At 67.5% G+C, this 6,214-nt stretch carries 4 protein-coding genes; all 4 read left to right on the top strand.

Annotated features, from left to right (window positions below):
- Window positions 1-22 precede the first annotated feature (22 nt).
- Window positions 23-103: a hypothetical protein gene (locus ACIKT0_RS11475; RefSeq protein ID WP_407105475.1), complete on the top strand. Its 81-nt coding sequence runs from the start codon at window positions 23-25 to the stop codon at window positions 101-103.
- Window positions 91-1,305 (top strand): protein-disulfide reductase DsbD family protein, encoded by a 1,215-nt coding sequence (locus tag ACIKT0_RS11470; protein WP_407105474.1) that lies wholly within the window; start codon window positions 91-93, stop codon window positions 1,303-1,305. Before ACIKT0_RS11475 ends, ACIKT0_RS11470 begins: the two co-directional genes overlap by 13 nt.
- A gap of 434 nt (window positions 1,306-1,739) precedes the next feature.
- The gene (locus ACIKT0_RS11465; protein ID WP_407105472.1) at window positions 1,740-3,965 is read left to right on the top strand and encodes a TonB-dependent receptor family protein; all 2,226 of its coding nucleotides are present in this window, start codon (window positions 1,740-1,742) and stop codon (window positions 3,963-3,965) included.
- Window positions 3,966-4,687: 722 nt separating this feature from the next.
- Window positions 4,688-6,214: proton-conducting transporter transmembrane domain-containing protein (locus ACIKT0_RS11460; RefSeq protein ID WP_407105471.1), on the top strand; the 1,527-nt coding region annotated here is incomplete at its 3' end.

Raw genomic sequence — 6,214 nt, 5'->3', positions numbered from 1 at the left:
GCGCCAATCCCAGTCGCTGGTGATGACGCCGCAGCTGATGCAGGCGATCAAGCTGTTGGTGTCCTCGCCGCGTTCTTCGGGCTCGGGCTCCTGCTGTCGCTGACCCCGTGCGTCTACCCGATGGTCCCGATCCTCGCGGGCATCCTGGCGCGCGGCGGGGCGGCGTCGAGGAGCGCGGCGCTGCCCACTTCGCTCTCCTACGTGCTCGCGATGGCGGCCGCCTACGCCCTGCTCGGCCTGGCCGCCGCCTGGTCAGGGCAGAACCTGCAGGCCGCCCTCCAGACGCCCGTCGCCACCGGAGCGGCGGCGATCCTGTTCGCGGCGCTCGCCCTGTCGATGCTTGGCGCCTTCGACCTGCAGGTTCCTCAGGCGCTGGCGCAGCGACTGTCAGGAGCCTCCTCCGGCCTGGGCGGGAGGGTCCTCGGTCCTGCGGCGCTCGGCTTCGTGTCCGCGCTGATCGTCGGCCCCTGCGCGACGCCGCCACTCGCCGCGGCGCTGCTCTACGTCACCCAGACCGGCGACGTCGCACGCGGATCCGCCGCCTTGTTCGCGCTGGGTCTCGGCATGGGAGCGCCCCTGCTCGCCGTGGGGGCTTTCGGCGCGCGCATCCTGCCGAAGTCCGGCCCGTGGATGGTGCGCGTGAAGCAGCTTTTCGGCGTCGCCTTCCTGGCCATCGCGATCTCCATGGCCGCGCGCGCGCTTCCGGCGCAGGCGGCCATGCTGCTCTGGGGCGCGGCCCTGATCACGATCGGCGTGTTCGCCGGCGCGTGGGACCGTCTGGGCCCCCATTCGCCGCCGCTGTCCCGCGTGTTCAAGGCGGCCGGCCTCGTCGTGTCGGTCTGGGGCGCAAGCCTCATCGTCGGAGCGGCCGCTGGAGGAGACGATCCGCGCAGACCGCTGGCGGCTCTCGCCGCCGCCTCGCCCGCCGCGGACCAGCCCTCCGAAGTCAGGAACGTCGTCAGCACGCCGGCCGAGTACGACCGGGTGCTCCAGATGGCGCGCGACGCCGGCCGGCCTGCCGTCGTGACGTTCACCGCCGACTGGTGCCCGACATGCAAGGCGAACGACCGGGCGCTCGACCGCGACCCGGAAATCCGGGCGCTGCTGGCCCACTTCGCCGCCGTGACCGTGGACGTGACCTCGATGTCCCCGGACGTCCGGGCGCTGATGTCGAGGGAGAACGTGGTGGGGCCGCCGACCCTCCTGGTGCGGGACCGCCAGGGAAGCGAGCGCCTCTCTGCGAGGCTCGTCGGCTCGATCGACGTCGACGTCCTCGGCGAAGAGCTCAAGCGCGCGCTGCATTGAGGCGCCCTCCGATGCCGCGGGCGTTGCGGTGGAAGGCGCAGCCGAGGGCTTGCGTTCTCCCTCAGCACCCGGCTAACAGTCCGCCATCCAGCGCGGCGTTCAGCTGGGTGGAAAGCAGCTCCCGTGGCGTTAAGCGTGGGATTGCAGAGGTTCGCCGCTCCATCGTCTCACAGGAGACGGCTCGTCTGGCCCCCGCTCACCAGCGACCGCCAGGTGGCGACGCTTGACAAACAAAGGATCGCGCCCAAGTCAGGAACAGGCACTGCCGACCCGGCCTTCCTGACAATATACAATAATAATAAATGCCTTTAATATTATTCTCTTACTTGATCACAACGCCATAATTATTTCGTGAATTGACCGACCTTCGGCGATCGAAGCAGGACTAACCCGGTTCTAGGAGGGAATGCTTCCCTCTTGGTCGGGGGAGTTCAATGAAGAAGAGGCAAGAACTTGTGGCCCTGCTCGCGGCCACGAGCGTGGCGGCTTTGCTGGCGCCCGCTGGGCTCCGGGCCCAGGAGAGCGGCGCGACGCAGCTTGAACCGATCGACGTCAGGGGCGCGCGGGCCGCGGGAGCGTCAGCCGCGGCCGGGACCGTCAGCCCGATCGATCCGCGTCAGATGCTGCCGACCGACCTTCAGGATTTCGCGGGCTCGGCCAACCGCGTCACCGCCCAGGATCTTGCAGACCAGCGCCCCCTCACGACCCAGGACGCGCTCAGGAACGTTCCCGGCGCCGCCAGCGTCTCGGACGACGGCTTCGGACGCCACTCCGGCATCAGCCTGCGCGGCTCGCCGTTCCGCCGCTCGCGCAAGGTCCTCGTCATGGAGGATGGCGTCCCGATCAACTTCTCGCCCTACCTCGACGCAGGCACGCATTACACGCCGCCGGTGGAGCGCATCGAAAGCATCGAGGTTCTCAAGGGACCTCTTGTGAACTACGGGCCGCTGAACAATCACGGCGTCATCAACTTCCGCAATCTTTCGCCCTTCGGTCCCAAGGAGACCGTGTTCAGCGGCGCGCTCGGCAACACCAAAGGCGCCGACCGCAGCGTCAACAACATGCGCCATGTGCATACGCGCCAGAGCGGCGAGAACGTCGGCGTCGTCCTGTCCTATTCCGGGCTCAATGCAGGCGGCTCCTGGGATACGGAGAAGCTTGGCTACAACGACTTCTATGGCGCGCTCGGCATTCGCGGCGAGAATCAGGATCTCACCGTGTCGGGCGGGTTCTTCCGCCAGCGCGATCATTACGACGAAGACAACTTCTCGGGCACTCTCGCGGAGTTCAAGAAGTTCAAGCACAACAAGAAAGCCGCTGCGGACGCCGGGCACTTCCCGGTCGCGTGCGGCGACTGCTATGACTGGAACACGTACAACGCCGACTTCTACCGCGGCCAGATCGCGCATAACTTCTACATCGACAACAAGACGACGCTGTCGACGCGGCTCTACGGCAATTATCACGACCGCGCCCGCTTCTATGTCAGCGATGACTCGAACAACCCGCCGTCCGACTTCGTGATGGAAGGCCGCGACCGCCTCTACCGGAACTACGGGGCGGACTCGCGCATCGAATTCGCCGACCTTCCCCTGTTCGGCGGGCTGACCCATACGGTGCAGGCCGGCGCCCGGTACGAAGAGCATTTCTTCGACAACCAGAACCGCATCGGGCAGATCAACGAGCGGCTGGACTTCGACGATCGCGGCTCGCGCGACGGCAGGCAGAAGCTCACGGCGAACTCCTTCGCCGCCTTCGCCCAGTCGGCGGTTCAGGTGACGCCGACCTTCACGGTCGTCCCCGGCGTGCGTCTGGAGCGGTACAAGATCGGCTTCCGGGATCTGGACGATTCCGCCAACAACGGGAACTCGACCTACTTCCAGGCTCTCCCGATGCTCTCGTTCGCCTGGGAGTTCGCGCCGGTCACGACGCTCTACGGCGGCTATCATCGCGGCCTGTCGCCCCATATCGTCCGCGACGTGCTTGAGACCGAGACCGGCTACATCGCGCCGCAGAAGGAAGTCGGCGACAACTTCCAGATCGGCGTCCGGAGCAAGGCCGTCCGCGGCCTCACCCTGGACGCGGCCTATTTCCACAGCGACATCCGGAACTATCAGTTCGGCGAGGCCTTCCAGTCCGACTTTGGCGACCGTGTGTTCAGCTCGCTGGACAAGGTTCGGTTCGACGGCTTCGAGCTTTCAGCCCGGGTCGACAGCCGCGCCTTCACCAACAGCGCCTGGAACATCTATGGAGAAGGCGTCTACACCTTCGTCCACAGCAAGATCGTGAAGGGCACCGAGGAAGGGGGCGTGAACGTCTCTGGCAACCGGGTCCCCGAGTCGATGCGGCACACGGCGAACCTGACGCTCGGCGTGCAGCATGACAGCGGCCTCGACGCCAGCCTGAGCTGGACCTATCGGGGCGCCTACTACACCGACGCCCTCAACCTGCCGATGAACCCGCTGGACGTGGAAGAGGGCAAGGTCGAAGGCGTGTGGCTGCTTTCGGCGCGCGCCAGCTACAAGGTCACCAAGGAGCTCACCGCCTGGGTGTCGGGCCAGAACCTGACGGACAAGTTCTACGTCTCGGATCGCAGCGACGGCGCCAAGCCCGGCATCGGCCGCACCGTGATGGCGGGCCTGACCCTCAAGTTCAACTGAGTCCGTCTCCGTCGAACCTGTAAACAACGCGCACGGCCTTGTTTCTCCGGGTCCGGAAAGCCTAGCGGCGATCCGAACCCGCGAAGAACAGGGCCGTGCGGCTTCAGGCCGGACGCCGCCGGTCACGTCGAGGACCACGACCCCTCCGCTCGCGCGCAGCGTGGCGGTGGGCGCTCGTCTTCGGGCCGATGCATGACGCGGCCCGGCTCGTCTTCCGGCCAGGGACGCTCCACCGGCGCGCGATCGCGACGCCTGCGCCCCGGCCGATGACGCCGTTCATCCGGCGCTCCGGCCGCCTCAAAAAACCCTTCCTCCCGAAGAGGCATCCAGCCCCTCCAGGCGACGGCGCGGGTCCTTCGCGTGAATCCCGAGCGCGCCCTGATGTGCGCCCGTCTCGGTCGCGGCCCGCGGCGCACGTCGGGGAAGGGCATCCTCGACCGGATGACGTTCCGAGCGGTGAACGCCGCTGAGCGGCACGGCGCCGACAAAGCAGATCAGGCTCGAAGGCGCTCGCTGCCGGGTGCGACCGCAGGCGGTCGATTTGGCGAACCCCGCCCCGGGCGGCTGGCGCTCCGGTCGCCGCGCGCATGAGGCCAGGCTTTTGCGCCGCTCGCGAGGAATTCAGGAGCGCGCGCGGTCAACTGGACGCAGGGCGGTTGCCCGGCTCGGGCCAGATCAGCGATACAGGACCCGCGCCGCAGGAGGCTCGGCGCTTCCCAAGGATGCTGATGTCTTACGCTTTTTCACTGGTGGTCGTGCTCGCGCTCCCGTTCGTCGGGAGCTGCGCAGCCGCGCTGCTGCGTGAAAACGCTCGCAACGCCGAGGCCTGGCTCGCCGGCGCCGTCTCTCTCGCGGGCCTCATCCTGGTCGCCTCCTGCTACCCCCGGATCGTCGACGGCGGGGTGATCCGCTACACGGCCGAGTGGGCGCCTGAACTCGGGCTCCAGTTCAGCATCCGGATGGACGGCTTCGCCTGGCTGATGGCGACGCTCGTCACGGGCATCGGCTTCCTGGTCGTGCTCTACGCCCGCTACTACCTGTCGCCCTCCGATCCCGTCCCGCGGTTCTTCTCCTTCCTGCTCGCCTTCATGGGCGCGATGCTCGGCGTCGTGCTGTCGGGGAACCTGATCCAGCTCGTCTTCTTCTGGGAGCTGACGAGCCTCTTCTCGTTCCTGCTGATCGGCTACTGGTACCAGACGGCGCCGGCCCGCGACGGCGCGCGCATGGCCCTCACCGTCACCGCGACCGGCGGGCTCTGCCTGTTCGCGGGCGTGCTCATCATCGGCCACATCGTCGGGAGCTACGACCTCGACCGGGTGCTGGCCTCCGGCGCGCTGATCCGCGCGCACCCGCTCTATGTGCCGGCGCTGGCGCTGGTGCTGCTCGGCGCGTTCACCAAGAGCGCGCAGTTCCCGTTCCATTTCTGGCTGCCGAGCGCGATGGCGGCGCCGACGCCGGTCTCCGCCTACCTGCACTCTGCGACCATGGTGAAGGCCGGCGTGTTCCTGTTGATCCGGCTGTGGCCGGCGCTCGGCGGAAGCCACGAATGGCTCTGGCTCGTCGGCGGCGCGGGCCTCGTCACCTTCATCTTCGGCGCCTTCTGCGCCTGCTTCCAGCAGGATCTGAAGGGCCTGCTGGCCTACTCCACCATCAGCCATCTCGGCCTGATCACGCTGCTCACGGGGCTCGACTCGCCGCTCGGCCAGGTCGCGGCGATCTTCCACCTGATGAACCACGCGACCTTCAAGGCGTCGCTGTTCATGGCGGCAGGGATCATCGACCACGAGACCGGGACCCGGGACATCCGGCGCCTGAGCGGGCTCTGGCGATTCATGCCGGTCACTGCGACGCTCGCCATGGTCGCGGCCGCCGCGATGGCCGGCGTGCCGCTGCTGAACGGTTTCCTCTCCAAGGAGATGTTCTTCGCGGAGACGATCGAGATCCACGACAACTCGCTGATCGACCAGGCGCTGCCCTACATCGTGACTCTCGCCAGCATGTTCACGGTGGCGTACTCGATCCGCTTCATCCGCGACGTGTTCTTCGGCCCGCCGCCGCAGGACCTGCCGCGCACCCCGCACGAGCCGCCCTTCCTGATGCGGCTGCCGGCGGGTCTTCTGGTGCTCGCCTGCCTGGTCGTGGGCTGGATGGTGTTATGCTGGGCAGCGACCCCCATCATCTCGCTGCCCAGCAGAACACCATCCACCTCGCGATCGCGGTCTGGCAGTGGCCGAGCTATTTCGACCCGG

The organism is Hansschlegelia beijingensis, assembly GCF_045505405.1.
Classification (GTDB): Bacteria; Pseudomonadota; Alphaproteobacteria; order Rhizobiales; family Methylopilaceae; genus Methylopila; species Methylopila beijingensis_A.
This window is presented reverse-complemented; position numbering and strand designations above follow the sequence as displayed.